We start from the raw sequence: 23,950 nt of genomic DNA on the forward strand, positions 1-23,950 counted from the left end.
ATATCGGCCACGTTGAACGGTCCGCAACGCAGTTCAGGGCACGATGCCCACTGCCGGGCACTCTGTCCCGAACACCGGGTTCCCGTGGATGACGCTGCCGCTCATCGGCGTGCCGGTGGAATGTGAATACGGGCCAGCGCGCCAGTCGCCACCGGACAGGGTTGAGAGTCAGGCGCGTCGTCGTATTCTTTGATGAACCCCATGGAAATCCGTACGGGCGCTCTGCCTGCGCATGCGCTTTCTGGCAACGGCGTTCCGTTCAGCACCGAGAGACCACCGAAAAGATGCCCAGGCGTACCGGACTGTTGTGGATGTGCCTCGCGCTGGTCGCCTGCCAGCGCCCGGAGCCGGTGACCCACGGCATGGTGATCGAGGAGGCCAGCGCCCCGCAGGAAGGCGGCGCGATCAGCACCGCGCCGGTCAGGGTCACGCCGCCGCGTCCGGAAACGCCGCGCCAGGCCAAGACCACCGTGCGCGAGAACAGCAAGCCATCGCACGAGCGCAGGGAGATCGACTGGTCGGACAAGGAACTGACCACCGGTGCCGCCTCGATCAGTTGCGAGCTGGACTACTCCGCGCTGGGCGACGGCGATCCGTTGACGAAGCTGGACCACGAGACGCTGCAGAAGGCGTTGCAGCCCTGCGAACAGGGCGGCGTGGCGCGCCTGCGCTACAAGGGCAAGATCACGGCCGAGTTCGGGACGCTGGTGGAGCGGGCCACGAAGGTCGCCGACGAACTGGGCATCGGCAAGCGCGTGCTCGACATCGACTCGGCCGGTGGCCAGGTCGAAGATGCGATCCAGGCTGGCGACTTCATCGCCGAGTCGCGCTGGACGATCTGGGTGCGCGAAGGCGCGATCTGCCACAGCGCGTGCGTGTTCATCCTCAGCGCGGGGGACACGCGGATGATCGCCGGACAGGTGGGCATCCATCGCATCATCCGCATGAGTTCCACCGCCACCACGCGCGCCGAACTCAACGCAGAGCTGCGCGTGGTGTACGAACGCGTGCGCGATTACCTGGAGCGCAACGGCGCCGCCGTGGCCGTGGCCGACCAGATGATGGCCGTGCCCAACCGCGGCCTGCGCCTGCTCACCACCGAAGAGCTGCAGCTGTATGGGCTGGACGGCGTCAATCCGGCGCAGGACGACCTGGACCGGCTGCGCCTGATGCGCAAATGCGGCGAGGATTTCGTCAGCCGCCGCGATTCGTTCGTGCGCGCCTTCGACAAGCGCTGCAAGCAGCCCGACACCGACCTGGACGCGCTCAACGCCTGCGGCCTGGCATTGCGCACCGACTACGGTTTCCCGGACAACACCTGCCCGGCGGAAAGCCCGTTGTCGGAGTTCGACCGCGACACGGCCGGGCTGCAGCCGCCGGCGGCGGATGCTCCGCAGACCGTGAGCAAGGTCGCCGGGAAGAAGCGCGGCGGGGACAGCTGAAGTAACACTTCGCCGCCCACGGCGCCACATCGTGGAGGTCGTCGCGTCCTCCACCGTGCGCCTGCGAGGCCCATGCTAGTGTCCGCCGCAGTCCCTCCGGAGGCGGCGCATGTTCGACGAACGCTATTCGTTGCTGCGCGGCGGAATGCTGTATCGGGCCACGCATCTGGGGCGCCTGCACAAGCAGGGCTGGATGGCGCCGCCGGTGGCGATCGCATTGCTGCTCATCGTGCTGCTGCCCACGGTGGTGCTGTCGGCCATGGACGGCACCCTGCTTGGCGGCGGCGTGCAGATTCCGCTGGTGCGCGACTACACGGTCTGGGCGCGCTTCGTCCTGGCGATGCCGCTGCTGGTGCTGGCCGTGCCCGTCGCCGACGAGCGCCTGTGGCGTGCCATGCACCACCTGCATGGCCTGGTCACACCCGACGACCGGGCCCGTTTCGAACAGGTGCTGGAACGCGTCCGACGCTGGCGCGATTCGGTGGTGCCCGAACTGATCCTGTTCGTGCTCGCCATCGGTGGTTCGCTGACGTTGGCGCCGCTGGACGTGTTCAAGGCCGTGACCGACTGGCGCGATGGTGGCGGGCAGGCGCTGAGTCCGGCTGGTCTGTGGCTGCATTGGGTCGGCATGCCGGTGTTCCGCTTCCTCTTCCTGGTCTGGACGTGGCGGTTCGTGCTGTGGGTGTGCCTGCTGTGGCGTTTCTCGCGGCTGCGGCTGACGCTGTACGCCTCGCATCCCGACGGCCATGGCGGCCTGGGTTTCCTCGGTTTCGCGCAGGCCGCCTTCATCGTGATGCCGACGGTGGGATCGCTGCTGCTGTGCGGCAGCCTGGCAATGGAAATAACCTATCTCCACGTGACCCTGCACAGCCTGCGCTATGTGCTGCTGGGCTATGTGGTGCTTTCGCTGCTGGTGATGATCGCGCCGCTGGCGTTGTTCGTGCCGGGGCTGTCGGCGCTCAAACGCGCGAGCATGATGACCTACGGGGTGGTCGGCACCGATTGCGCCGAGCAGTTCGACAAGAACTGGATCAGCCGTGAGCGCGGCGAGGCGCGGCCGATCCTGCAGGCGGGCGATTCCTCGGCGCTGGCGGACTACACCGCGGTCTACACGACGGTCAGCACGATGGTGGTGCTACCGATCCAGCGCTACGTGCTGATCTCGTTCATCGTCGCTTCGGTCGCACCGCTGCTGCCGCTGGCGCTGCTGGTGATGCCGGTCGACGAGATCCTCGACAAACTGCTGTCGTCGATGGTCTGAGGCGGGCCTCAGGCGAACGCGTCGACGACGAGGATTTCCACCTCGTCCACTACCACGCGTTGGCCCGCGCGGATCTTGCAGGTCTTGCGCAGTTCGACCTCTCCATCCACGGACACGGCGCCACTGGCGACGATGGCCTTGCCGGCGCCGCCGCTGTCGCACAGACCGACCAGCTTCAGCAGCTGGTTCAGCTCCACGTGGTCGCGGTCGAGTTCGAATTCGATGTGCTGCATGGGACGGGTCGATGGCGCGGGGGAACTCAGGGTCGCAGCGCGGCGATGGATTCGCAATGGGCGGGCAGGGCGGAATCGCACAGGGCGCGCTTCTGCGCAGCCGTCAGTTGCTTGATCGCGTGCTCCGCGCGGCTGGCGGCGGAGCGGTCCGGATACGGGAACTGTGCCAGCAACCGCACCGGCGGCCGCGAACGCGTATAGCGCGCGCCTTTGCCGGCTGCATGCTGCGCGTAGCGGCGCGCGACGTCGGTGGTGATGCCGGTGTACAGGCTGCCGTCGCCGCATTCCAGCAGGTACACGAACCAGCCGTTGTCGAGGGATGCGTTCACGGGAGGTAATCGTACAGGCGGTAGATCCACGAGACTTCGTAGATGATGGCGAATGCGACGAAGGCGCGGTGGAAGACTTCCGAGCGTACGCGCATGGCCACCAGGCACAGCACGACGAGCACCGCGTTGCGGATGGGGTACTCGATGCCGAAGTGGTGGTAGTACGGCTTGCCCTTGATGAGCGTGTCGATGAAGTCGATCACGTACAGCGCGGCCATGATCCCGAAGAACCAGGGGCGCCGTGACTGGAAGTAATCGCGCCAGCCGCTGTAGTCGGCCAGGTCGTCCGGGAACAGCAGCGTGCACAGCAGGAACAGCACCACCACGTACAGGATCAGGAACGCGTAGGAGGTGAACGTCCACGGGTGAACGCGCACCAGGCCGAACTCCCACCACCAGAAATGCACGATCAGGATGAACATCGAAAGCGCCCACCCCAGGTGCACGCCGTAGATGCGGTCGCGGCCGGGGTGCTGGACGAACTTGGCCATGCCCTTGAGCAGCGTCGTCAACGACAGGCCCAGCACGATGCCCAGCACGATGCGGATGTGCGTGAATTGCGGGTCGGTGGCGGTCGGGAGGTCCATGCGAACGTCCGATGCGGCAGAACGGCCGGTGGCGGCAGGATAGGGCATGGGCCCGCAATGCGGCGCGCACGGGCATTAGCTGCGATCATGGCGCATGTCCGACGCACTCCCCCACGATTTCGCCGACCTCGCGCTCGCGCCTGCCCTGCTGCAGGGCGTGCAGGCGCTGGGCTACACCCACATGACGCCGGTGCAGGCACACAGCCTGCCCGCGATCCTCGATGGCCGTGACCTCATCGCCCAGGCGCCCACCGGCAGCGGCAAGACGGCCGCTTTCGGGCTGGGCCTGTTGCAGCGCCTCGATGCCACGCAGGGCGGCACGCAGGCGATGGTGCTGTGTCCCACGCGTGAACTGGCCGATCAGGTGGGCAAGCAGTTGCGCAAGCTCGCCTTCGCGATACCGAACCTGAAGCTGTCGATCCTCTGCGGCGGCATGCCGCTGGGCCCGCAGCTGGCCTCGCTGGAGCATGCCCCGCACGTGGTGGTCGGCACGCCCGGACGCCTCCAGGAACTGCTGGGCAAGCGCGCGCTGGATGTCTCGCAGCTGCGCACGCTGGTGTTCGACGAAGCCGACCGCATGCTCGACATGGGCTTCGAGGAACCCATCCGCGACATCGTCGGCCGAACGCCGAAGAGCCGCCAGGGCTTGCTGTTCTCCGCGACGTTCCCGGAAGGCGTGCGAGCGATCAGCCGCACGATGCTGCGCGACCCGGTGGAAGTGACCGTGGAAGGCGGCGAACGCCATGCGGCCATCGAACAGCGTTTCCACGAAATAGACCCGGCGAAGAAGACGCCGCTGCTGGCTGCGCTGCTGCTGCAGGAGAAACCGGAATCGTGCGTGGTGTTCTGCAACATGCGCCGCGACGTGGACGAAGTGGCGGCCTCGCTGGCGCACTACGGATTCGGCGCCCTGGCACTGCACGGCGACATGGAGCAGCGCGACCGCGACGAGGTGCTGGTGCGTTTCGCCAACCGCAGCTGCAGCGTGCTGGTGGCCAGCGACGTCGCCGCGCGCGGCCTCGACGTGAAGGAACTGGCCATGGTGGTGAACTACGACGTGCCCAGCGACCCGGACACCTACGTGCACCGCATCGGTCGCACCGGTCGCGCCGGCCGCGAAGGCGTGGCGGTGACGCTGTGCGGCCCGCGCGAGAAGGGGCGTGCCGACGCCATCGAAGCGCGCCAGGGCGCACCGTTGTCGTGGTACCGCACGGCACCGCTGGCCGGCAAACCCAATGGCGTTCCCGCCGCGGCGATGACCACGTTGCGCATCGACGCCGGTCGCACCGACAAGCTGCGCCCGGGCGACATCCTGGGGGCGCTTACCGGCGATGCGGGACTGAAGGCGGATGCGATCGGCAAGATCGACGTGTTTCCCACGCGTTCCTACGTGGCGATCGCGCGTGGCCAGGCGGCGCAGGCGCTGGCGCGTTTGCGCGAGGGGAAGATCAAGGGGCGGAAGTTCCGCGTCAGCAGGCTTTGAGCGAGGTTTAGGCTTCGGCCTTGGGCTTGGAGTTTGGTTTGCCGTTTGCCGTTGCTGTTGCCGTTTGCTGTTGCCGTTTGCAGTTGCAGTTGCAGTTGCAGTTGCAGTTGCAGGTGCAGGTGTCGCCGTTGCCATTGCCTTTGCTTTTTCCTTTCGCTCTTGCGACTTCGGGGCGAGCCGAGCACCGCAGCCGCACGAGGGCCGAAGAGCCGCCCATGTTTGAGCGGAGCGCAGCGTAGCGAGTTTGGGCGGCGTGCCCTCGTGCGGCGAGGAGCACAGGGAACCGCCGCGTAGCGGCGGATCGCGTAGGGAGCGGATGGTTTTGGTTACTTTTGCCGAAACAAAAGTAACCCGCTCGCTTGCGAGCGCAAGCTGTTGCTGTTGATGTCGACGTTGTTGAAGCTCGTCATTCCCGCGAAGGCGGGAATCCAACCTTCAGTCATCGCACTCTTTTCGAAGGCCGCGATACGCCGGGCGCGTGGATAGTGCCGCCATGCGGCGGCCCAGAAGACCCCGCCTTCGCGGGAACGACGGCACCTGCTGCAAAGGCAACGGCACCCAGCAGAAGCAAAAGCTTCCGCCCGAAAACGGGCGGGTTACTTTTGTCTTGGCAAAAGTAACCAAAACCGTGGGCTCCCTACGCGATCCGCCGCTGCGCGGCGGTCCCCTGCGCTCCTCGCCGGAAAAGGGGCGTCGCCCAAACTCGCGCCGCTACGCGGCACTCAAACAGTGGGCGACTCTTCGCCCTTTTCCGGCTCCGGTGCTCGGCTCGCTCCGAAGTCGCAAGAGCAACGGCCGGAGCAACAACCAGAGCAACGGCCGGAGCAACGGCCGGAGCAACGGCCGAAGCAACGGCCGAAGCAACGGCCGAAGCAACAGCCGGAGCAACGGCCGGAGCAACGGCCGAAGCAACAGCCGAAGCAACAGCCGAAGCAGTGCATTGCGCAGAGCGCAGGGAAAGGCGCGAGACAACCGAAACAATGATCCCCGCTTTCGCGGGGATCACGGCAGAAGCGATGTGGCGAGCCAGCTCAGCGCTGGTTGAACGCCCACCTGCCCGGCCCCAGCAGCGCGATCGCCACCGCCGTGCACAGGTACATCAGCTGCAGCTCGATCGCCCAGCCGCCCTGCTCGTTGAGGCGGCCGAAATCCCCCTGGTGCACCAGGTACAGCGCGAACACCATGTTGATGGCGATCAGGATCCCGCCGATGCGCGAGAAGAAACCGGTGATGACCAGCAGCGGTGCGACCACCTCGCCGATGATCACGCCATAGGCGAAGAACGCGGGGAACCCCTGCGTTTCGACCAGTTGGAAGATGCCGGGCAGCCCGCCGTCGAGCTTGGAGATGCCGTGCAGGAAAACCAGAACGCCGAGCGAGATGCGGAGAATCAGCTTGCCGATGTCTTGCTGGGTGCTGCCGTTCATTGCGGTACCCCGGGTTGGTCGGACAGGCGGATGGTCACGCCAGCGCGCGGTCGGCGCAAGCGGTCCTCAGCGCAGGGGCAGGGACAGGCGCCGGCCGTGCCAGTCCAGGATCACTCCGTCCGCGGCGATCTCCTGGACCACGGCATCGCCCACGCGATCGCCCTGGCCGACACGGGTACCGTCGATGATGGCGAAGCGCTGGTCGGGGGTGGGTCCCCACATGTGCATGCTGATTTTCAGCGCCGGCAGCTGTTCGCGCTCGCCGGGCGACAGGTCGGACAGGCGGACCGGATCGCCAGCCGGTGAGGTCATGGCCTGATACGTGGGCTGCGGAGCCACGGGCGGGGGCATCTCGACCGCTGTGGGGCTGGGTTGGGGCGACACGGCGTTTGCGGGCAGCGACGCCACCGGTGCAGCGACGACGACCGGTGCAGGCGCAGGCGCGACCTGCGTCGGCACGGCAGGCGCGGGCCTGCGCACGACGGGTTCCGGCGGTGGCGCCCCGACGACGAGCGCCGGCGATCGCGCGGGAGGCGTGGGTTCGGCGTTCACCGCCGGGGGCTGGGCGGCGAATCCGGCCGCCGGGACCGTCCGGCTCGCCCACTGGCTCCATGCCAGCACGGTGATGGCCAGCAGCAGGGCGCTTCCGGCGAACCAGGCCGGCCAGAGGCGGCGTGGCGCGGCGCTGGCACGCACCAACGGAGGCAGTTCCGCACGCAGGTCCGGCACTTCACCGCGACGGCGTTCGGCTTCGGACTTGCGCAGGGCGTCGAGGATCAGCGACATCGGCTCACTCCGTTCCTCTTGCCCGCGATGCGGTCGGCGTGCTCGCCGCCAATGCCATCAGGGTGGCGGGGCCGACCCTGCCGTCGTCGGCAAGCCCGTGGTCGCGCTGGAAGCGACGCACCGCGTCCTGCAGGTCGGCTTCGAACCGTGCCGGGCCATCGGCGTGCAACGGCACGTAGTCCGGCTGGAGCTGCTGGCGCACCCATTCCACCACCGGTCCACTCGCGCCCGGCTGCAGCGGCTCGGCGCGCAGCGCGGCGGCGAAGGCTTCCGCGTCCAGGCCCACGGGGGCGGGGGCGGGGAGCGGCTGCGGGGCCGGTTTCGGTGCGACGACGGCCGTCGTGACGGGCTTGGCGACGACCGGCGTCCGCGTCCACCACCCGGCGGCCGAGGCGACGGCGACCAGCGCCAGGGCCAGTGCCACCACCGGAACGGCGATGAGCCAGCCGCGACCCCGCCGCGCGGTCCGCGCCGGCAGCACTTCCGCGGCGGCGCGATCGACCCAGCGGGCATCCAGGCGCGCGACGTCGTGCGCGTAACCCGCCAGCAGGCTGCGTTCGGCGATGGCGTTGATCAGGCGCGGCACACCGCCGGAATGCGCGTGCACGCGCTTGAGCGCGGAGGCGTCGAACGGAAAACGCTGGCCACCGGCGATGCGGAAGCGGTGGCGCAGGTACTCGGCGGTTTCGGCCGCGTCGAGCGGCGTGAGGTGATAGCGCGCGGTGATGCGCTGCGCCAGCTGACGCATGTCCTCGCGCGCCAGGATGGTGCGCAGTTCCGGCTGCGCCAGCAGCACGATCTGCAGCAGCTTCTGCGTCGGCGTTTCCAGGTTGGTGAGCAGCCGCACCTGCTCCAGTGCGTCGACGGACAGGTTCTGTGCTTCGTCGATCACCAGCACCACGCGCAGGCCCTGCGCATAGGCCTCCAGCAGGAAAGCGTTGAGCGCATCGACCAGCGCCTTGACGCTGCCGCGACGACCTTCCAGGTCGATGTGGAGTTCCTCGCACATCGTTTCCAGCAGTTCGACGGGCGTCAGGCGCGGGTTGAGCACCAGCGCCACGCGTGTGTTCTGCGGTACCTGTTCGAGCAGCAGGCGGCACAGGGTCGTCTTGCCCGTGCCCACTTCGCCCGTGAGCTGCACGAATCCGCCGCCACCGCCCTGCGTGATGCCGAACAGGAGGTGGGCGAGCGCATCGCGATGGCGCTCGCTGAGGAACACGAAACGTGGGTCCGGCGTGATCGAGAACGGAGGCTCGGTCAGGCCGTAGTGCTCCAGGTACATGCGTCTCCCACGGGACGGGACTCCGCCGCGACATTACTACGAGAACGCCGGTTCATTCCGCCGCGCCCTTCGCCTCCGCGGTGCCCAGTACCTCCGGATGCTGCAGCGGGCGCGGCTTGCCCAGCAGCGGGTGGATGAACACGGCGGCCAGGATGATCGCCACGCCCGCATAGAACACGCCGGTGAGCTCGCGCTGCTCGCCCAGCAGCAGCGCGGCCAGGACGATGGCGTAGACCGGTTCCAGATTCACCGCCAGCTGCTGCGAGAACGCGCTCATGTGGCGCAGCGCCACCAGCGACAGCGTGAACGGGAGCAACGTGCAGGCCAGCGCCAGGCCCAGCAGCAGGGTGAGGTCGTGCGCCGAGGGCGTCACCAGCAACGGGCCGGCGAAGACGGGGAACAGCACCGGCATTACCGGCGCCAGCAATGTCAGCGTGACCACGCCCGCGCCGAGTTCCAGCGCCGTCACGGTGAGCGGATCGGCATGTTCGACCATGCGCTTGTTGAGCGAACCGAACACCGCCACGAACAGCGCCGACAGTGCGCCCACCGCGATGCCCGCGCGCATGCCCGCCGGCACGCCGCCGACCACCAGCACCACGCCCGGCAGCACCATCAGGCCCAGCGCGAGTTCGCGCTTTGAGAAGCGCGTGCGCGTCAGCCACGGTTCGATCATCGCCACGAACACCGTGCCCAGCGCCATGCACGTGGCGCCGACGGATGCGTTGGACAGCTTGATCGCGCCGTAGAAGGTGAGCCAGTGCAGCGCGACCAGCGCGCCGATGCCGGCATAGGCCAGCATCAGCTTCGGCGACATCGAACGCAGCCCGCGCCAGACGCGCGGCACCAGCGCCAGCGCGGCCACCACCAGCAGCATCCGCCACCACACCAGCGGCAGCGCGGGCAGGGTGATGAGCTTGCCCAGGATCGCGGTGAATCCCCACAGCAGCACGCAGAAGTGGATTTGCAGTTGCGCCTTGCTGGTGGGGGTCATGCGGGGGGATCGGATCGGCGGAAAGGTGGACATTGTCGCCGGTGCGGGGGAGTCGTTGGCGCGCCTGTGCCTTCGCGCCCGCGGACCTGCCGCCGTGCTTGGGTCGCCCCGTTTGCCGTCCTTGGCGGAACCGATCCGGCTCCGGACAGCCCGGCCCGGCCATCCATGGCCGGGCGTTCGTCAGGCCACGCGGCATGCCGCGTAAGCGGCCTGACTCACCCGCGTAAACGGCCTGACTCACCCGGATCAGCACAGCGAATTGCCAAATTCTTAACAATACGCTTTAGTCTGGTCGCACTTCGCTCTGGGGAGAGAGACCCGTGAATCCGCAACACAGCCGCCTGTTCCGTGCTGTCCGCACCTCGTTGTTCCTGACCGGCGGCCTGATGGCCAGCGGTTTCGCCTTCGCCCAGCAGACGCCGCCGGTGACGGGCGAGCCGGAAACTCCTGCCGAGAACCGCGCCGAAGGCACGGGCAAGGCCAAGACGCTGGAAACCGTCTCCGTGCTGGGTTCGCGCCGCGTGCAGCGCTCGTCCGACACGGCCTCGATGTCGCCGGTGGACGTGCTGCCGATGAACGAGGTCGCCCAGACCGGCGCCCAGTTCGACCTGGCGCAGACGCTGCAGTACGCCTCGCCCTCGTTCACCTCGACCCGCCAGACCGGTGCCGACGGTGCCGACCTGGTCGACGGCGCCGCGCTGCGCGGCCTGGGTTCGGACCAGACCCTGGTGCTGGTCAACGGCAAGCGTCGCCACACGGTCTCGCTGGTGAACCTGTTCGGCGCGCGCAACCGCGGCAACACCGGTACCGACCTCAACTCGATCCCCGTGATGGCGATCGACGCGGTCGAAGTGCTGCGCGATGGCGCGGCCGCGCAGTACGGCTCCGATGCCATCGCCGGCGTCATGAACATCTCGCTCAAGCGCAGCAAGGGCTGTGAAGCGGTCGCCGGCTACGGCGAATACACCCGCGGCGACGGCGAGAACTGGCTGGCCAGCGCGTACTGCGGTGCCGAACTGGCCACTGGCGGCATGATCTCGATCACCGGCGAGTGGCAGGACCGCGGTCGTTCGGACCGTTCCGAACCCAAGGGCAGCCCGCGCATCATCGGCGACTCGGAAGTGACCAACCGTACCGTCTACCTCAACGGCGACTCGCCGCTGGGCGAGTCGGCCGAGGTGTACTTCACCGCCGGCATGCAGGACCGCGATGCGTCCTCGGCCGCGTTCGCGCGTGAAGGCATCGGTTCGGAGGACATCCCGTCGCGCAACTCGGCGGCCATGTACCCCGACGGCTTCGTGCCCTTCATCGACGGCGACCTGCAGGACCGCTACGGCATCATCGGCCTGCGCGGCGACGCGGCGCAGTGGCACTGGGATGTCTCGCACACCTACGGCTACAACGAGCTGCGCTACACCATCAACCACACGCTCAACGCGTCGCTGGCCAACCTGGACCTGCTCACCGGCGGTCGCGGCATCAGCCCCGACAGCTTCGACGCGGGCGGCTTCTCGTTCGAACAGAACACCACCAACGCCGACGTCTCGCGCTACTTCGACAACGTGCTGAGCGGCCTGAACATCGCCTTCGGCATCGAGAATCGCGAGGAGCGCTATCGCATCCGCGCCGGCGAGGAAGGCTCGTACCTGGACTACGACGGTGCGGGCGAGGGCGGCAACCCCGGCAGCCAGGGCTTCCCGGGCTTCCAGCCCAGTGACGTGACCGACAAAGAGCGCGATAGCTGGGCCGGCTACGCGGACGTGGAACTCGATTTCACCGATCGCTTCATGATGGGTTTCGCCGCGCGCTACGAGGACTACAGCGACTTCGGCACCACGCTCGACGGCAAGATCTCCGCCGGCTTCCGCGCCAGCGACACCATCCTGCTGCGCGGCTCGGTCAGCACCGGCTTCCGCGCGCCGTCGCTGCAGCAGAAGTACTTCTCCTCCACCATCACCGACTTCATCAGCGGCGAGCCGGTGGACGTGGTGATCGCCTCCAACGACAGCGAACTGGCCCGCCTGGCCGGCGTGCCCAACCTGACCGAGGAAACCTCGCAGAGCGCGACGCTGGGCCTGACCTGGACGCCGCGCGACAACGTGTCGGTCACGCTGGACCTGTATCGCATCGACATCGACGATCGCGTCGTGCTCAGCGGCGAGTTCGACACCAGCGATCCGGCCATCGGTCCGATCCTGGAAGCCATGGACGTGGGCCTGGCGCGCTTCTTCTTCAACGCCGTCGACACCAAGACGCAGGGCGCGGACCTCACCGTCACCTACGACTTCGACTGGGCCGACGCGCACTGGAGCACCTACCTGGGCGCGAACTACAACAAGACCGAGGTCACCCGCGTCAACACGCCGCCGGCGCTGGTCGGCCGCGAGGACGTGCTGCTGCCCGAACGCGACGAGCTGTTCATCGAGAACGGCGCCCCGCGCAGCAAGGCGGTGCTGGGCGTGAACTACGAGCGCGGCCCGTGGGAAGCCGACGCCAAGGCCATCTACTTCGGCGAGCAGGAGCTGGGCACCTTCTCCGGCACCGCCGCCGGCGTGCCCAACCAGCACTACGCCACCAAGGCCTCGGCGGACGTCAGCCTGACCTACGCCTTCACCGAGAACACCAAGTTCACGGTCGGCGGCGCCAACGTCTTCGACACCTTCCCGACCCGTCAGAATCCCGACGAGACCGACAACGGCCACGTGTTCGAAAGCGTGCAGTTCGGCCTCAACGGCGCGTCGTGGTACGTGCGACTGTGGCACCGCTTCTGATCGCGTGATTCCGGTGAAGACCTGATGCAGTATGGCGATGAGGTGCGCCTGACATGAGCAACGCCCTCATCGCCCATCTGCACGACCTGCTCGATCCCCTCGGCGCGGTCACCACGCGCCCGATGTTCGGCGGGCACGGCGTGTACCTGGACGGCGTGATGATCGGCGTGATCATGGAGGACGCGCTGTACCTGAAGGTCGATGCGGAAACGCGGCTCCACTTCGAGGCCGCCGGCAGCCAGCCCTATGTCTACCTGGGGCAGGAAGCGCCGATCACGATGAGTTACTGGCTCGTACCCGACGAGGCGATGGAATCGGCCCAGGCGATGCGCCCCTGGGCCGAGCTCGCACGCGCGGCGGCGCTGCGCTCGGGACGGACGAAGAAACGCTGAGGCGGCTCGGCGGGGGGCTGAGCGGTCCCGCGTGGATCCATCGAAGGACCGTGTCGAATCCGGGCCTGTCCGTTCGTCGAATGCAGGAAGGCCGCAATAACGCCGGCCGAATCCGACGAGGAGACCTCATGCCTGCTTCGCGTACCGTGTTCCACGCCCTGTTGGCCGCCCTGGCCAGTGTGTCCGCGCCGGCCATCGCCGCGCCCGCCGTCTACGAGATCGACCCCGCGCACACCTTCCCCAGCTTCGAGGCCGACCACATGGGGATTTCGACCTGGCGCGGCAAGTTCAACAGCAGCCATGGCGAGATCGGCCTGGACAAGGCCGCCGGGACCGGCACGGTGAAGGTGGTCATCGACACCGCCAGCATCGACTTCGGCCTGGATGCCATGAACGACAAGGCCCGCAGCGCGGAACTGTTCGATACCGCGAAGTTCCCGGAGGCCACCTACGTAGGAACGCTGGTGGATTTCCGCGACGGCGCGCCGACGAAGGTGCGCGGCGAGCTGACGCTGCACGGCGTGACGCGGCCGCTGGAGCTGCGCATCGACCGCTTCAAGTGCATGCCGCATCCGATGAACAAGCGCGACTGGTGCGGCGCCGATGCGCAGGCGACGTTCCGTCGCGACGAGTTCGGCATCGACGCCGGCAAGGACTACGGCTTCGACATGAACGTGACCCTGCGCATACAGGCCGAAGCCACGCGCAGGCCCTGAGCTTTGCGCTGCGCTAACGACCCGTGCCCCACCATGCGGCACGTGCCGCACACAACGAAGGAGTGAACAACGATGGCGTTCTATGTGGATGGTTTCGTCCTGCCCGTTCCGAAGGACAACCTGGACGCGTACAAGAAGCTCGCACGCCTGGCCAGCAAGATCTGGCTGGAATACGGAGCGCTGGAATACCACGAGTGCGTCGCCGACGACGTGCAGCCGGGCAAGGTCACGTCCTTCCCGCAGTCGGTGAAGCTCAAGCCCGACGAGGTCGTGGTGTTCTCGTGGATCGTCTACAAGTCGCGCAGGTCGCGCGACAAGATCAATGCGCAGGTGATGAAGGATCCGCGCCTGGCCGGCATGGACCCCAAGTCGCTGCCCTTCGATGGCAAGCGCATGTTCTGGGGCGGTTTCAAACCCATCGTGTCGAAGGTCGCCGAATAAGCCTGGTCAGCCAGCCGCCGCGCACTCCGCGGCGCGCTGGCGCAGCAGTGCCTGTTCGCGCGCGTTGCGGGTCATCCGCGCAGCGCGTTCGAACTCGCCACGCGCTTCGTCCAGGCGGCCGAGCTTCTTCAGCAGGTCGCCGCGCACGCTGGGCAGCAGGTGGTAGTCCTTCAGTGCGGGATCGGTCGTCAGTGTGTCCACCAGCGCCAGGCCCGCGGCCGGGCCGAATACCATCGACAGCGCCACCGCGCGGTTGAGTTCGATGATGGGCGAGGGTGTCAGTCGCCCGAGGGCGGCGTACAGACCGACGATGGCGGTCCAGTCGGTTTCCTCCGCGGTCACCGCGCGTGCGTGGCAGGCGGCGATGGCGGCCTGCAGCGTGTAGGGGCCGCGCCCCGTTCCGCGCGACGTGCTCAACTTCTCCGCGCGCTCCAGCGCGGTCAGTCCACGGTGGATCAACAACTGATCCCAGCGCGCTCGGTTCTGTTCGAGCAGCAGCACCGGTTCGCCATCGGGTCCCACGCGCGCGGCCGAACGCGAGGCCTGGATTTCCATCAGCGCGACCAGGCCGTGCACTTCGGGTTCCTTCGGCATCAGCTCGGCGAGGATGCGGCCCAGGCGCAGCGCGTCTTCGCACAGGCCGGGGCGCATCCAGTCGTCGCCCGCGGTGGCGGAGTAGCCCTCGTTGAAGATCAGGTAGATCACCGCGAGCACCGACGACAGGCGCTCGGCCAGGTCGTCGCCGCGCGGCACTTCGTACGGCACCTGCTTCTCGGCGAGCGTGCGCTTGGCACGCACGATGCGCTGGGCGATGGTGGGTTCCGGCGCGAGGAACGCGCGCGCGATCTCGTCCGTGGTGAGGCCGCCGAGCAGGCGCAGTGTCAGCGCCACCTGCGCCTGCGTGGGCAGCACGGGATGGCAGGCGGTGAACACCAGGCGCAGCAGGTCGTCGCCGAAGGGATCGTCGAGCGCGTCCAGGTGCGCGTCATCCGCATGTTCCTGTTCAGCCTCAAGCTCGCGTGCGATCTCCTCGTGCTTGCGCTGCAGCAGCTTGCCACGCCGCAGGCGATCGATCGCGCGGTGCTTGGCGGTGGCCATGAGCCACGCGCCAGGCTGGTCGGGTACGCCGCTTTGCGGCCATTTCTCCAGCGCCGCGACCAGCGCGTCCTGCGCCAGTTCCTCGGCCAGGCCCACGTCGCGCAGCATGCGCGCGAGCGAGGCGATGAGCCGGGCCGATTCGATGCGCCAGACAGCATCGATGGTGCGGTGGATGTCGGTCGCCGTCATGGCGACGGATCACACCACCGCGACCGCTCCGGTGCAAGTGCGAGAGGACGTGCTCAGGGACGGACCTCGGTCAGCTGCTTCAGGTTCTGCAGGCCTTCCTCGAAGTCCTTGCCGATCATCCGGTCCAGGTTGAACACAAGTCCGAACAGCTTGCCCAGGTAGGGCTGCGGCCCGTGCATCGACCACGTGACGCGGGTGGCATCGCCTTCCGGCACCAGCGTGAACTCGGCGATGTTGTGCGCTTCCATCGGGCGGCTGAAATCCAGCTGGATCGTCACGTTGGAGCCCGGCGTGGCCTGCACGATCTCCATGCGACCGGCGCCGGCCTTGTCGTTGCCGTCCCAGCGGTACGTCGCGCCGACGCCCTGCGCGGCGCCGTCGATCTGGCGCGTCATCGCCGGATCGAGCTTCTCGTAGGGCGACCACGCGCGCCAGCGCTGGAAGTCGTTGATCTGTTCGAAGATGCGCTGCGGCGGTGCCTGGATGAGCGCGCTGCGCTCGACGCGGAACGTGTTGGGCATCAGGGCGGCCGTCACGAGGACGGCGATGACGATGGCCACGACGACCATGGCGATGATCTTGAGCATGGAGCGGTTCCTCAGTTGTTCCGTTGGGTGGATTGCTGCATCCGTTCGAAGCCCGCCGCGGCTTCCTGCACGTCGTCTGGGAAGTCGGCGAACTCCTGCACTTGTCGCACTTCGATGACCTCGTTCTCCGAGGCCGGGCAGCGCGAGGCCCAGGCGATGGCTTCCTCGCGCGATTTCACCTGGATCATCCAGTAGCCGCCGAGCACTTCCTTGGCTTCGGAAAACGGGCCGTCGCTGACATGCGCGCGGCCGCCTTCGAAGCTCACGCGCGCGCCCATCGACGGCGGATGCAGGCCGTCCAGTGCCAGCAGGACGCCGGCCTTCTGCAACGCCTCGTTGTATTTCATCATCGCGGCGACGCGATCGGCGGGCGGCATGGCGCCGGGCTCGGCGCTTTCGTATCCCTTGGGGATCATCAGCATCATGAAGCGCATGGTCGTTCTCCGGTGCGACAGGTGGGTCAGCCGGCTTGCGGGGGTTCGCCGCTCATGTGCACGAACTCCCATTGATGGCCGTCCAGGTCCGCGAAGCCGTGTTCGTACATGAAGCCGTGATCCTGCGGCTCCTTCGGTTGCGCGCCGCCGGCCCTGGCTTTGGCCACGATCTCGTCCACCGCCGTGCGGCTGTCGAGCGACAGGCAGACGATGGCCTCGGTGGTCTGGTGTGCGTCGGCGACGGGCTTCCTGGTGAAGCCGGCGAAGAATGGTTCGTCCAGCAGCATCACGTAGATGGTGTCGCTGACGACCATGCACGCGCCCTGCTCGTTGGTGTAGGTGGGGTTGAAGGAATAGCCGAGCGATTCGAAGAACGCTTTGGAGCGCGGCAGGTTCTTGCAGGGAAGATTGACGAAGATCTGGGTGGGCATGGTTGGGTCCTGTGGTCGTGTGGGTTCTGCTTCTTGCCGTCATTCCCGCGCAGGCGGGAATCTACGTCGAAATACCATCACGTCCTTCGAAGGTCGTGACTTGCCTGAAAGTTGGATTCCCGCCCGCGCGGGAATGACGGCAACCATGGATGCTGAAGGTGTGCATGGCTCATGCGTCCTTCTCGCAGTTGACCATCCACGGCACGCCGAAGCGGTCGACGAACATGCCGAAACGCGCCGACCAGAAGGTCTTGTCCATGGGCATGATCACTTTTCCGCCTTCCGACAGTGCGGCGTACACGCGTTCGGCTTCCGCGACCGAATCCACGTTGAGCGCGACGGAGCATCCCTTGATGCCCTCGCACGGGTGGTCGGGGACGCTGTCCGAACCCATGAGGGCCTGGTCGCCCACCACCAGATGCGCGTGCATGATCCGGTTGCGATGCGTTTCGGGGGCGTGGTCGCATGCTGGCGTGTCGCCGAAGCGGTTGAGTGCTTCGATCGTGCCGCCCAGGCACTGCGCGTAGAAACGGAAGGCGGCTTCGCACTGGCCGTCGAAACCAAGGTAGGCGTTCAACTTCATGGCAGGGCTCCTGTCGCGGGGGAGAAAGTCACTGCGCGCGCGCGGCGATCCGCTCGGCGATGCGTTCCTGCTGGGCGCGCAGTTCCGGCGTGAGCTCGCCGCCACAGGCGTGCGATTCGAATACGCGACGGATCTCCACCTCGCTGCTTTCGCCGTCGAGGTTGGGGCAGCGCTTCACCCATTCGATCGCTTCCTGCAGCGAGGCGGTCTCGAACAGCCAGTAGCCGGCGATCAGTTCCTTCGTCTCGGTGAAGGGGCCGTCGATCACGCTGCGGCGGTCGCCGTCGAAGCGCACGCGTGCGCCGTGCGAGCTGGCGTACAGGCCTTCGCCGCCGAGCATCACGCCGGCCTTGGCCAGCTCCTCGTTGTACTGGCCCATGCGCGTCAGCAGTTCCTCGCTCGGCATCTGGCCGGCTTCGGACTCGGGCGAGGCCTTCACGATCACCATGAACTTCATCGTCGTCTCCTTTGCAGTGGGGAAGGGAGCGGGCCTGGATGCGCGCTCTTGCAAGGTCGACGAACCATGACGGGCGGAATCGACACGCCCGGTCATCTTTTTTTGGCCGGCGGGCGTCAGCCGCGGGCGATGTCCAGCAGCCAGTCCAGCAGGGCCTGGGCCGCCGGCCGCAGGCGACGGTGCGAGGGATACACCGCGTAGTACGACCAGCGCGCGGTGAGGATCGGTCCGGGCAGGCGCACCAGTTGTCCGCGTTCGAGGTACGGCGTGGCGATGCGCGAGCGTGCCAGCGATACGCCCAGCCCGTGCACGGCGGCGTTCATGGCATCGGTGGTGTCGCTGAAGGTGAAGCGCTCTTCGAACTTGGCGCCGTGCACGTTCGCGGCACGGAACCAGTCGTGCCAGCCCTGGCGCGCGTGGTCGGCGATCAGCGGCTGGCGGGCGATGTCGGCCGGCGTGTGCAGGTTGGGCAGATCCACATAGGCCGGAGAGGCCACCGGAAACAGCCCTTCGTCCATCAGCAGGTGCGAGGTGAGCCCCGGCCAGTGGCCCGGTCCATGGCGGATGCCCAGGTCGGGGCCGCCGTCGTCGAAGCGGGTGAGGGCGATCTCGGTGTCCACGCTCAGGCGGATGTGCGGATGGGCGCGCAGGAAGGACGGCAGGCGTGGCAGCAGCCACGTATAGGTAAGCGAATGCAGGGTGGTGATGCGCACGCGGTCCTGCTCGTCGCGTGCACCGCCCAGGCTTCGCAGCACGCCTTCCACGTCCGCCAGTGCGCTGCCGGCGGCGTCGGCCAGCTGGCGCCCCTCCGCGGTCAGCGAGACGCCGCGCGCGTGGCGCTGGAACAGGGCCACGCCCAGGCGCGATTCCAGCTTGCGTACGTGGTGGCTGACCGCGCTGGCGGTGAGGTGAAGTTCTTCGGCCGCATGGGCGAAGTTCTGATGCCGCGCGGCCGATTCGAACGCCGTCAGGGCCGGGAGCCAATCCGCACGAAGCGCCATGTGAGCCTCAAACCAGATTCAAGTCTGCCTTTGAAAGTATGCGCTTGTAAGGCGCCGAGCCGTAATCACAATAGGCGTTCCGGCATGAGCCAGATTGTTGGATTGCCAACCAGAGTCGCCATGGACCCGTCCTTCGAGCCAGCTTCCCACGCCGCCACGCCCGCCATGCAGGCGCTGGACATCGACGAGGTACCCGCACTGGAAATCGGCGAGGGCTGCACGCGCCGCGATCTTCCGGCCGCTCCGGGCGTGCGGTTCTGGGTGGTCGAAATGGCGCCGGGCGCGCAGTGGCCCGTCGTGGACCACCACGAGACTGGCGAGTCGTATTACGTCATCAGCGGCGAAGTGATCGAAGGCGAGGCGCGCCACGGCGCGGGCACCTACGTGTACTTCGCGCCCGACAGTCGCCACCGTCCGCACACGCAGACCGGCGTGCGCCTGATCGGCATGAACCTGGGCGACGCCGCGTTCCTCGCGGCCGGCGGCAGCCCCGAATCGATCGTCCACTGTTACCACCCCACGCAGGGCTGAGCCCGCGTCCTCCCCCACGAGGTTTCCGATGAACTCCGTCGCATCCGCACCCGGTCTGCCCCAGGCACAGGAACGTGGCTGGCTGACTCCGCTCGAGCTCGCGTTGCTGGGCGCCATCTGGGGTGCCTCGTTCCTGTTCATGCGCGTGGCGGCCAAGGACTTCGGCGCGATGCCGCTGGTCGAGGTGCGCCTGGCCCTGGGCTCGCTGGTGCTGCTTCCGTTCCTGTGGCGCTCGCGCGCGCTGTTCCCGGCGAAGTTGTGGCCGAAGATCGCGCTGATCGGTGCGATCAACTCGGCCGTGCCCTTCATGCTCTTCGCCTGGGCGGCTCAGCGTGCGCCGGCCGGCATCGGCGCGATCGCCAATGCGATGACCGTGCTGTTCGCCGCGCTGGTCGGCTTCCTGTTCTTCGGCGAGAAGATCGGCGGGCGGCGGGCGGTTGCGTTGATCGCCGGCTTCCTCGGCGTGGTGGTGCTGGCCAGCGACAAGACCGCCGGCGGCGAGAACGTGGCCTGGGCCGTGGCGGCAGGCGCGGGGGCTTCGTTCCTCTACGGTGTGGGCATCAACCTGGTGCGTCGCCACCTCACGGGGCTGCCGCCCGCGGCCGTGGCTTCGGCGACGCTGGGCACGGCGGCGTTGCTGGTGCTGCCGTTCGCCGTCGTGAGCTGGCCGCAGAAGGCGATTCCCGCCGCGTCGTGGTTCTCCGTCTCGATGCTGGGCGTCGTCTGCACGGGCCTGGCGTTCGTCATGTATTACCGCCTGATCGCGCGCATCGGTGCGAGCCGTGCGTCCACCGTGACGTACCTCATCCCGGTGTTCGGCGTCGCATGGGCGTGGCTGCTGCTGGACGAGCCGCTGACGATGAAAATGGGCATCGCCGGTGCGATGATCCTTGGCAGCGTGGCGTTGAGCCAGCGGGCTGCGAAGTAGACAACAGGGCGTCTTCGCCGTTCCTTCTCCCCTTGTGGGAGAAGGTGGCGCGAAGCGCCGGAAGAGGGGAGCGCGAAGCGGCGTACGCCGCCCCTCATCCGCCCTATGGGCCCTTCTCCCACGAGGGGAGAAGGAAAACCCTATCTCCAGCGAGGCATCGCATGACCGACAAGCGCGTCGTCTTCGACTTCCAGATCGACTTCACCAACGGCGGCGGCATCCAGGGGCAGGATTTCCGCCTGGATATCGATGGCGATGACATCGACGATGCCGCGCTCGTGGACTACATCGTCCGCGACTTGCGCCTGCTGATGGTCGGCCCGGCACGGATCCTCAACAAGAAGATCATCGTCGAAGCGCACAAGCGCCGGCAGGACGGTGCGGGTACGCGTCGCGCGTACGTCGAGTTGAGCCATGTCATCGAGGACGGCCTGGTCACGTATCCCGGCCTGCCCGCCGCACGCATCTGCGACTACCTCAGCCGTGAGCGTTCGCGCGAGGTATACGCGCCCGGCACCGAATTCCAGATCGCGAAGATCGAGATGGTGGCCAACACCGGGACCTATCTCGACTGTCCGTCACACCGTTACGCACACGGCAACGATCTGTCGCAGATCGCGCCGGAAGCGTTCTGCGACCTAGATGCCATCGTCATCCGCGCCGATCACCGGCAGGTGCGCGCCATCGATGCCTCATGGTTCCGCGATCGCGAGATCCGCGGTCGCGCGGTGCTGGTGCACACCGGTTGGGACGCGCACTGGCGAGAGGCGTCGTACGCGGTGGACCACCCGTTCCTCACCGAAGATGCGGCGCACTACCTGCGCGAGTGCGGCGTGAAGCTGGTCGGCATCGATTCGATGAACATCGACGACACCTCCCATGACGGCCCGAACGGCAAGGAACGCCCGGTGCATTCGGTGCTGCTGGGCGCGGACATCCTGATCGTCGAGCACCTGTGCAACCTGGGTGCGCTGCCGGACGAAGGCTTCGAGTTCAGCGCCATGCCGCCGAAGGTCCGCGGCGCGGGCACGTTCCCGGTGCGCGCGATGGCGCGGTTGCGATAGTGCGGCCGTGCCCCTTCACTTCCGGCCATCCTTCGACTTCGGCGCTTTGCGCCTACGCTCAGGACGAACGGCGGGAGTGGCAGTCCGAATGGCCTGATCCGTACGTCCTGAAGGCCTGATCCGTTCGTCCTGAGCGAAGCGCAGCGAAGTCGAAGGACGCACAGCTCAGCGCCGCAATCCCTCGCCCGCCACATCGATGCCCTCCGGCATCGGTTCCTTCGCCTCGATGCGCGACTGCGCGCGCGCCAGTCCCGACCCCGTGATCGCCCACGCCAGCGCGATGCCCGCGCCCACCAGCGCTGCGACGGCGGGCTGTTGCGCGAGCAGGTCCACCAGCGCCTTGGCCCAGCCGCTGACCGCGTCCGCACCGCGATAGACCACGCTGTCGATGAAGTTCTTCGCCTTGTACTTGGCTTCGGTGGGAACGACGGTGAACAGCATTTCGCGACCCGGGCGCACGAACGCGTACTCGCCCGCGCGGCGCACCACCATCACCACGGCCAGTACGGCGAAGGTCGGCGCGAACGCCAGCCACACGAAGCCCAGCATCGTCACCACCGGCACGGCCACCAGCAGCGCCGCCATGCCCAGGCGCTGCACCAGTCGGCCGGTGATGAACAACTGCGACAGGATGGTCAGGCACTGCACGATCGCATCGATGGTGCCGAACACGCGCGTCTGGTCGGCGCGGTCCGGGAATTTCAGCTCCACCAGGCGCGCCTGTTCGAAATACAGGAAGGTGCTCACGCTGGCCAGCAGCAGCACGAACAGCGAGATGCCCAGCAGGTACGGTGACTTCAGCACGGTGGTGATGCCCGCGAACGGATGCCCGCCCAGTGGTCGCGCGCGCGCATCCGCACTGAGTCCGGCGTGCACCGGCTGCGCATCGCGCCAGCGCTGCAGCGTGCGCGCGATGAGGATGCCCACCACCAGCAGCGCCGAAGCCAGCCACAACAGCCCCGCATGGCCGATCAGGCCCACCAGCGCGATGCCCAGCAGCGGGCCGACCAGTCCGCCCAGGCTCGCACCGGCGGCCATCAGCGCGAACAGCCGCTTGGCCTGCGTCATCGGGAACAGGTCGACGCACACGCTCCAGATCACCGAGATCGCGATCAGGTTGAACACCGAGATCCAGATGTAGAACGTCCGCGCGATCCACGGATTCTCCGGATCCATCTGGAAGGCGATCGCGAACAGCGCCAGATTCGCCGCGAAGAAGCCGAACGTCCACGGCAGGATGCGGCGTCGCGGCACCTTCGTGGCGACCCAGCCGAACAGCGGCATGGCCGCCAGCGTGGCCAGGAACGTGCCCGTGAACAGCCATTGCAGGTTGTCGACGCCGCCGGCCACGCCCATGGTCTCGCGTACCGGACGCAGCATGAAGTAGCCGGCGAACATCACGAAGAACAGCATGGCGCCGGTCAGGACCGGACGGGTTTCGTCTTCAGCGATGCCGAAGGCGCGGGCAATGCGTCGGGATACGCTCATCGATGCTCCGCGCTCAGGCCAGTGCCGCGATCAGCGACTGGCGCTGCGCTGCATCGAGCAGCACGCCGGTACCGGCCTTGAGGTTGTCCACCTGGTGGCGCACCTTCGATGTCGCAGGGATCACCACCGTGACCGCCGGATGGCTGAGCACGAACTTCAGGATCAGCTGCGCCCAGGAATCCGCGCCCACGTCCTTGGCCCATTCCGGCAGCGGCTTGTCACGCAGCTGCGTGATGAGGCGGCCGTCCTCGAAGGCGCGGTTGATCATCACCGCGCAGCCCAGTTCCTGCGCCAGCGGCAGCACGGTCTGTTCGACGCCGCGCGACACGGGCGAGTAGTTGATCTGGATGAAATCGGGCTTGTGCTGGCGCATCTGTTCGGCCAGCTGCGCCTGCGCGTCCTCGCGGTAATGCGTGATGCCGGTATAGCGCACCTTGCCCTGCTGCTTGAGCTCGCGCGCAAGCGCGATCTGCGTGGGGGTATCGCGAAGGTTGTGGACCTGCAGCAGTTCCACCTTGTCGGTGCGCAAGCGCCGCAGCGATTCGTTGAACTGCGCCAGGCCTTCGTCCTTGCCGGTCACGCCCGAGAGCTTGGTGGCCAGGAACAGCTTGCCGCGCGTGCCGCTGTCGGCGATCAGGTCGCCCAGCACGTCTTCGGCGGTGGAGTAGGTGGGCGCGGTGTCGATCAGCGTGCCGCCGGCGGCGACGAAGGCGTCGAGCACCTCGCGCAGCGGTGCGCGCGAGGCCGCGTCGGTGCCGACTTCGAAACTGCCCGAGGTGCCCATGCCGATCACCGGGATGCGTTCGCCGGTGCTCGGGATCGGCCGCGTCAGCAGCTTGCCCGTGAACGGCGCGGGCTTGGCGGGCGCACCCGCCGCGGCCTTCGAGGGTGTTTCCTGGCTGCACGCGGTCAGCGGCATCATCGCGATGCCGGCGGCGGCCAGGGTGGCAGTGGAGATGAACTCACGACGGCTGGTCATGCGGGCGTTCTCCTCACGGCAGGGTCCTGCCGTTGA

At 67.5% G+C, this 23,950-nt stretch carries 26 protein-coding genes; 10 read left to right on the top strand and 16 right to left on the bottom strand.

The features are described from left to right. Positions 1-284 precede the first annotated feature (284 nt). Positions 285-1,442, top strand: a complete 1,158-nt coding sequence (locus QLQ15_RS09585) for a COG3904 family protein (protein ID WP_283212564.1) — start codon at positions 285-287, stop codon at positions 1,440-1,442. 109 nt (positions 1,443-1,551) lie between these two features. Continuing rightward, positions 1,552-2,703: a hypothetical protein gene (locus tag QLQ15_RS09590; protein ID WP_283212565.1), complete on the top strand. Its 1,152-nt coding sequence runs from the start codon at positions 1,552-1,554 to the stop codon at positions 2,701-2,703. Positions 2,704-2,711: 8 nt separating this feature from the next. On the opposite strand, the gene QLQ15_RS09595 is transcribed toward QLQ15_RS09590, so the two are convergent. From QLQ15_RS09595 to QLQ15_RS09605, 3 genes are read right to left on the bottom strand one after another with little or no spacing between them, the layout of a single operon-like run. Beyond that, the gene (locus QLQ15_RS09595) at positions 2,712-2,936 is read right to left on the bottom strand and encodes an RNA-binding S4 domain-containing protein (protein ID WP_283212566.1); all 225 of its coding nucleotides are present in this window, start codon (positions 2,934-2,936) and stop codon (positions 2,712-2,714) included. 26 nt (positions 2,937-2,962) lie between these two features. Next, on the bottom strand, positions 2,963-3,265 hold the full coding sequence (locus tag QLQ15_RS09600; RefSeq protein ID WP_283212567.1) for a GIY-YIG nuclease family protein: 303 nt from the start codon (positions 3,263-3,265) through the stop codon (positions 2,963-2,965). Beyond that, complete coding sequence (locus QLQ15_RS09605) at positions 3,262-3,852, bottom strand: hypothetical protein (RefSeq protein WP_283212568.1); 591 nt, start codon at positions 3,850-3,852, stop codon at positions 3,262-3,264. The genes QLQ15_RS09600 and QLQ15_RS09605 overlap by 4 nt, the downstream gene beginning before the upstream one ends. Positions 3,853-3,946: 94 nt before the next feature. On the opposite strand from QLQ15_RS09605, the gene dbpA reads away from it, so the two are divergent. Next, positions 3,947-5,335 carry an ATP-dependent RNA helicase DbpA gene (gene dbpA, locus QLQ15_RS09610; protein WP_283212569.1) on the top strand — a complete coding sequence of 463 codons (1,389 nt, stop codon included), beginning with the start codon at positions 3,947-3,949 and terminating at the stop codon, positions 5,333-5,335. A 1,031-nt stretch (positions 5,336-6,366) separates the two neighbouring features. Here dbpA and QLQ15_RS09615 read toward each other — a convergent pair. The 4 genes from QLQ15_RS09615 to QLQ15_RS09630 form a co-directional block, all read right to left on the bottom strand. Then, positions 6,367-6,762, bottom strand: a complete 396-nt coding sequence (locus QLQ15_RS09615) for a DoxX family protein (RefSeq protein WP_283212570.1) — start codon at positions 6,760-6,762, stop codon at positions 6,367-6,369. A 66-nt stretch (positions 6,763-6,828) separates the two neighbouring features. Further along, positions 6,829-7,548, bottom strand: a complete 720-nt coding sequence (locus QLQ15_RS09620) for a general secretion pathway protein GspB (protein ID WP_283212571.1) — start codon at positions 7,546-7,548, stop codon at positions 6,829-6,831. Between the two features lie 4 nt (positions 7,549-7,552). Beyond that, the gene (locus tag QLQ15_RS09625) at positions 7,553-8,830 is read right to left on the bottom strand and encodes an ExeA family protein (protein ID WP_283212572.1); all 1,278 of its coding nucleotides are present in this window, start codon (positions 8,828-8,830) and stop codon (positions 7,553-7,555) included. 52 nt (positions 8,831-8,882) lie between these two features. Next, on the bottom strand, positions 8,883-9,824 hold the full coding sequence (locus QLQ15_RS09630) for a DMT family transporter (RefSeq protein WP_283212573.1): 942 nt from the start codon (positions 9,822-9,824) through the stop codon (positions 8,883-8,885). Between the two features lie 320 nt (positions 9,825-10,144). Between QLQ15_RS09630 and QLQ15_RS09635 the strand changes: the two genes are divergently transcribed. The 4 genes from QLQ15_RS09635 to QLQ15_RS09650 all read left to right on the top strand — a co-directional run bounded on the left by QLQ15_RS09635 (position 10,145) and on the right by QLQ15_RS09650 (position 14,144). Beyond that, complete coding sequence (locus QLQ15_RS09635; RefSeq protein WP_283212574.1) at positions 10,145-12,595, top strand: TonB-dependent receptor plug domain-containing protein; 2,451 nt, start codon at positions 10,145-10,147, stop codon at positions 12,593-12,595. Positions 12,596-12,648: 53 nt separating this feature from the next. Further along, positions 12,649-12,987: a TfoX/Sxy family protein gene (locus QLQ15_RS09640; RefSeq protein WP_283212575.1), complete on the top strand. Its 339-nt coding sequence runs from the start codon at positions 12,649-12,651 to the stop codon at positions 12,985-12,987. Positions 12,988-13,115: 128 nt separating this feature from the next. Next, on the top strand, positions 13,116-13,703 hold the full coding sequence (locus tag QLQ15_RS09645; RefSeq protein WP_283212576.1) for a YceI family protein: 588 nt from the start codon (positions 13,116-13,118) through the stop codon (positions 13,701-13,703). Positions 13,704-13,775: 72 nt separating this feature from the next. After that, a complete protein-coding gene (locus QLQ15_RS09650; protein ID WP_283212577.1) occupies positions 13,776-14,144 on the top strand; it encodes a DUF1428 domain-containing protein in 369 nt (122 codons plus the stop codon). A 6-nt stretch (positions 14,145-14,150) separates the two neighbouring features. Here the strand turns inward: QLQ15_RS09650 and QLQ15_RS09655 are convergent, their stop codons facing one another. The 7 genes from QLQ15_RS09655 to QLQ15_RS09685 all read right to left on the bottom strand — a co-directional run bounded on the left by QLQ15_RS09655 (position 14,151) and on the right by QLQ15_RS09685 (position 18,924). Beyond that, a complete protein-coding gene (locus QLQ15_RS09655) occupies positions 14,151-15,431 on the bottom strand; it encodes an RNA polymerase sigma factor (RefSeq protein WP_283212578.1) in 1,281 nt (426 codons plus the stop codon). Positions 15,432-15,484: 53 nt separating this feature from the next. Beyond that, on the bottom strand, positions 15,485-16,018 hold the full coding sequence (locus QLQ15_RS09660) for an SRPBCC family protein (RefSeq protein ID WP_283212579.1): 534 nt from the start codon (positions 16,016-16,018) through the stop codon (positions 15,485-15,487). Between the two features lie 11 nt (positions 16,019-16,029). Then, the gene (locus QLQ15_RS09665) at positions 16,030-16,452 is read right to left on the bottom strand and encodes a YciI family protein (RefSeq protein ID WP_283212580.1); all 423 of its coding nucleotides are present in this window, start codon (positions 16,450-16,452) and stop codon (positions 16,030-16,032) included. A 26-nt stretch (positions 16,453-16,478) separates the two neighbouring features. Further along, positions 16,479-16,883: a VOC family protein gene (locus QLQ15_RS09670; protein WP_283212581.1), complete on the bottom strand. Its 405-nt coding sequence runs from the start codon at positions 16,881-16,883 to the stop codon at positions 16,479-16,481. A gap of 169 nt (positions 16,884-17,052) precedes the next feature. Further along, positions 17,053-17,466 carry a VOC family protein gene (locus QLQ15_RS09675; RefSeq protein ID WP_283212582.1) on the bottom strand — a complete coding sequence of 138 codons (414 nt, stop codon included), beginning with the start codon at positions 17,464-17,466 and terminating at the stop codon, positions 17,053-17,055. 28 nt (positions 17,467-17,494) lie between these two features. Continuing rightward, positions 17,495-17,923 carry a YciI family protein gene (locus tag QLQ15_RS09680; RefSeq protein WP_283212583.1) on the bottom strand — a complete coding sequence of 143 codons (429 nt, stop codon included), beginning with the start codon at positions 17,921-17,923 and terminating at the stop codon, positions 17,495-17,497. A 116-nt stretch (positions 17,924-18,039) separates the two neighbouring features. Continuing rightward, on the bottom strand, positions 18,040-18,924 hold the full coding sequence (locus QLQ15_RS09685) for a LysR substrate-binding domain-containing protein (protein ID WP_283212584.1): 885 nt from the start codon (positions 18,922-18,924) through the stop codon (positions 18,040-18,042). Positions 18,925-19,044: 120 nt separating this feature from the next. On the opposite strand from QLQ15_RS09685, the gene QLQ15_RS09690 reads away from it, so the two are divergent. From QLQ15_RS09690 to QLQ15_RS09700, 3 genes are all read left to right on the top strand, one after another. Continuing rightward, positions 19,045-19,455, top strand: a complete 411-nt coding sequence (locus tag QLQ15_RS09690) for a cupin domain-containing protein (protein ID WP_283212585.1) — start codon at positions 19,045-19,047, stop codon at positions 19,453-19,455. Positions 19,456-19,483: 28 nt separating this feature from the next. Then, complete coding sequence (locus QLQ15_RS09695; protein ID WP_283212586.1) at positions 19,484-20,383, top strand: DMT family transporter; 900 nt, start codon at positions 19,484-19,486, stop codon at positions 20,381-20,383. Positions 20,384-20,544: 161 nt separating this feature from the next. Then, positions 20,545-21,447, top strand: coding sequence for a cyclase family protein (locus QLQ15_RS09700; protein WP_283212587.1), 903 nt, complete (start codon positions 20,545-20,547; stop codon positions 21,445-21,447). Positions 21,448-21,612: 165 nt separating this feature from the next. Here QLQ15_RS09700 and QLQ15_RS09705 read toward each other — a convergent pair whose 3' ends face one another. After that, positions 21,613-22,935 carry an NTP/NDP exchange transporter gene (locus QLQ15_RS09705; protein WP_283212588.1) on the bottom strand — a complete coding sequence of 441 codons (1,323 nt, stop codon included), beginning with the start codon at positions 22,933-22,935 and terminating at the stop codon, positions 21,613-21,615. A 13-nt stretch (positions 22,936-22,948) separates the two neighbouring features. Next, positions 22,949-23,914, bottom strand: coding sequence for an aldo/keto reductase (locus QLQ15_RS09710; protein WP_283212589.1), 966 nt, complete (start codon positions 23,912-23,914; stop codon positions 22,949-22,951). Positions 23,915-23,950: the final 36 nt, after the last annotated feature.

It is taken from the genome of Lysobacter stagni, from assembly GCF_030053425.1.
GTDB lineage: Bacteria > Pseudomonadota > Gammaproteobacteria > Xanthomonadales > Xanthomonadaceae > Lysobacter_J > Lysobacter_J stagni.